We start from the raw sequence: 3,450 nt of genomic DNA, 5'->3' as shown, positions 1-3,450 counted from the left end.
AATTATCGAAAGAATTTGGTTATGGAAAGAATTGAGCGTACATCCCGTTATTTCAATGAATGTACATTGATTTCTTTCCATAACACCTCAGAATAGACAATGAATTTATCATGTCTATTGGAGGTAAGCCATGGAACCAAGGAAACCAATTGAGGAACTCGCGGCAGAGGTCGTCAAAGAACTTGAGCGTTTGCATTACGCATATAACACCATATGCCAATTGCGCGCTTCGTTCAAAAGGATCTGTGCATTCGCGAGAGACAGAAATGTGCAATACTTTTCCGAGGATTTCGGAAAAGTATACTTGAAAGAAAAATATGGCTGTACAACAAATTACTATCTGGATATCTTCCCTAAAAAGGCGAAACAAGCCATTCGCTCGGTCCGACTTCTCGGCGATTTCCAACTTCATGGTGTTGTCATTCGCAGGATTAAGAAGCGCAAGGGTTATGTGAAGCCACCACAGTTTGAGGAAGCTCTGACCGCGTACGAAAAAGAATGTGAAAGCAATGAATACTCGCTACGCGGTATGCGCACCAGACTGCAGCGATTATTTTTCTTCATCGATTACCTGTCAATGCGCAGAGTGATGGATTTTAGCGAAATCACGCCTGAAATCATCTCGGATTATGTCATTAGCATTTGTCCTAATCATGAAAAAAGTATAGCGTCCATTCTGACTACTTTGAGAGTTTTCTTGAGGTTCCTCTATCTACACGGATACATCAAAGAAGACCTATTTCTTAGCGTGCCGAAGCAGAGTAAATACAAATACCCTGCTGTCCCGTCTACTTGGGATCCGGACGAGGTAAAACGAATGCTTGATGCTATTGATCGGGCAAACCCTGTCGGGAAACGAGACTATGCCATCCTTCTTCTAGTCGCAAAGCTTGGAATACGTGCCGGCGATATCAAGGCGTTGAAACTCTCAGACTTAAATTGGACTTCTAAAACCATTACCATCACGCAAGAAAAAACAAAAGTCGAAGTTACTTATCCAATTTTGCATGATGTGGGCTGGGCATTAATCGATTATCTCCAACATGCCCGACCTGTTTGCGATACACCCTATTTGTTTGTACGCCTACATGCTCCTTTTGAAGCCTTCGGTGAAAACGCCAATCTTCATAACATAATTACGAAATACACCCGCTTAGCCGGAATTACTATTCCCCGCGGGAAACGGCATGGCCTTCATTCGTTAAGGCACTCGCTTGCAAGTACACTATTGGAGCAGGGAGCATCCCTTGCCGTTATCTCCGAAATCCTAGGCCATGTAGACTCGAAGTCAACTTCAGTATATCTGCATACGGATATGAAAGGGCTGGCGGCCTGTGCGCTCGACCCAGAGGAGGTGATGCTCCATGTCTGAAGCTCGCCCGTACAAAAGCTCGCTGTCCATCCCTATTGAAGGCTACATTGCTGAGAAGCAGGCTCTCGGGTATGCATTTAAGAAAGGTTCGGCTTTGTTGAAGATTTTTGACTCTTACGTTCACAGCCACTGCCCGACTGAGACCGTTCTAAGTAAGGAACTGGTGATAGAGTGGACTGCTCGCAAGCCCAATGAGACCCTATCCACCCAATGTGGTAGGATTTCATTGCTGCGGGGGTTGGCAGAATACATGAATCGCATAGGATATTCAGCGTATGTATATCCCAAAGCAATGAACACCGTAAACAGATATTCTTATATTCCTTACATATTTTCGAATATCGAAGTGAAACGAATATTTGAGGTGTGCGATCAATATCCGCCGAACAGTTGCGCACCTAATCGGCATTTAGTCTTGCCGCTATTACTCCGAATGCTTTACGGATGTGGCCTCCGAATTTCCGAGGCGGTGCAATTGACTATCCAAGATGTTGATCTGAACAGTGGTTCCTTATACATTCGCAATGCTAAGTTCAACAAAGAGCGGATTTTACCAATATCAGAAAGTCTTAAAGAGCGATGCCTGGAGTATTGTAAAACTGTCGACATTGGAAGGTTAGGTAACCCGTACTTCTTTCCTTCTCCGTTTGGCGGACATTATTCCGAATCAACTCTGTACAAGCTTTTTAGGGATGTGCTCTGGAGAGCGAAGATTCCGCATTTGGGGAGAGGAAAAGGTCCCCGCATTCACGATTTTCGGCATACCTTCGCTGTAAATTGCTTAAAGAAATGGGTGTTAGACGGAAGGGATCTTAACAACAGCCTTCCTTATCTTTCGGCCTATCTCGGCCATGAAGATATGCGAGGCAGCCAAAGATATTTGCGTTTGACTGCTGATTTGTATCCCGACATCACAAGCAAGATTGAAGAAATCTGCTCATACATCATTCCGGAGGTGAGGCAGTATGAAGCAGACTGACTTTGCGAAGACGCTTGCCCGGTATCTGACAGATTTTCTGCCCGGACAGAGAAACGTCAGCCCCAATACGATTAAATCCTATCGCGATACCTTCAAGCAATATCTTAAGTTCATGCAAGAGGAACGGCAGATCAGGCCAGAAAAGATTTCGTTCGCTTCTGTAACCACACAAAGTATTCAGGATTTCTTACACTGGCTTGAATCTTCAAAAAATGTGAGTACCAGCACCCGGAACCAGCGGTTAGCCGCCATTCACAGTTTTTTCAGATATGCTCAAAGTGAGAATCCAGAAATCCTATTTGAGAGCCAAAGGATTCTTGGCATTCCATTTAAGAAAAAGCAACAACAGACGATAGCGCATCTTTCTATGAATCAGTTGGCATATTTGTTCGAACAACCTGATGTATCCACCAAAAGAGGACGCCGCGACTTGGCATTAATGGTCGTTTTATATGATGCTGGCGCGAGAGTACAGGAATTGATCGATTTAAAAGTCTGCGACGTAAGATTGGCCCAGCCCGCAACGATCACTTTGACTGGAAAAGGTAACAAGAAAAGGAACATTCCGATCATGACTAAGACTCGGAGCGTTCTTGAAAACTACATGGCTGAAAACCATCTTCTTGAAAACGGAAGACAGCAAAGTCCCTTGTTTCACAACAGCAGATACCAACCGTTTACAAGACCCGGTATTACGTACATCCTCGATAAGTATTTCAAGCAAGCAAAGCTAAGACATCCTAAGGAGGTTTTTCCGAAAAAGCTACACCCTCATATGCTGAGGCACTCAAAGGCTCTACATCTGTTGGAATCTGGCGTCAATCTGATTTATATCCGCGACTTATTGGGTCATGTTAGTGTGACTACAACTGAGATATATTTGAGGTTTGATACGGAGCTCAAAAGAAAGGCTTTGGAAGCGGCATATCCTCAAGTAAGCAGCCAGGATACTCCCTCATGGGAGGAAAATACGGATATCCTTCAGTGGTTGCAGGATCTTTGCCATTCATAATTGTTATGGAAAGATTTCCGGAAATGCCTAACGATGATTCTAAGGCGCTACTGAAAATCTTTCCATAACCAAATTCTTTCGATAATT

The 3,450-nt window shown here is 43.9% G+C and carries 3 protein-coding genes; all 3 read left to right on the top strand.

The window, feature by feature from the left end; all coding sequences use genetic code 11:
- The first annotated feature begins 130 nt into the window (after positions 1-130).
- From BLT35_RS25905 to BLT35_RS25895, 3 genes are read left to right on the top strand one after another with little or no spacing between them, the layout of a single operon-like run.
- Positions 131-1,372: a site-specific integrase gene (locus BLT35_RS25905; protein WP_074730220.1), complete on the top strand. Its 1,242-nt coding sequence runs from the start codon at positions 131-133 to the stop codon at positions 1,370-1,372.
- Entirely contained in the window at positions 1,365-2,351 is a 987-nt protein-coding gene (locus BLT35_RS25900; RefSeq protein ID WP_074730219.1) for a tyrosine-type recombinase/integrase, read from the top strand. The genes BLT35_RS25905 and BLT35_RS25900 overlap by 8 nt, the downstream gene beginning before the upstream one ends.
- The gene (locus BLT35_RS25895; protein ID WP_074730218.1) at positions 2,338-3,363 is read left to right on the top strand and encodes a tyrosine-type recombinase/integrase; all 1,026 of its coding nucleotides are present in this window, start codon (positions 2,338-2,340) and stop codon (positions 3,361-3,363) included. Before BLT35_RS25900 ends, BLT35_RS25895 begins: the two co-directional genes overlap by 14 nt.
- The last annotated feature ends 87 nt before the right edge of the window (positions 3,364-3,450 follow it).

This window comes from Paenibacillus naphthalenovorans, from assembly GCF_900099895.1.
Lineage (GTDB): Bacteria > Bacillota > Bacilli > Paenibacillales > NBRC-103111 > Paenibacillus_G > Paenibacillus_G naphthalenovorans.
This window is presented reverse-complemented; position numbering and strand designations above follow the sequence as displayed.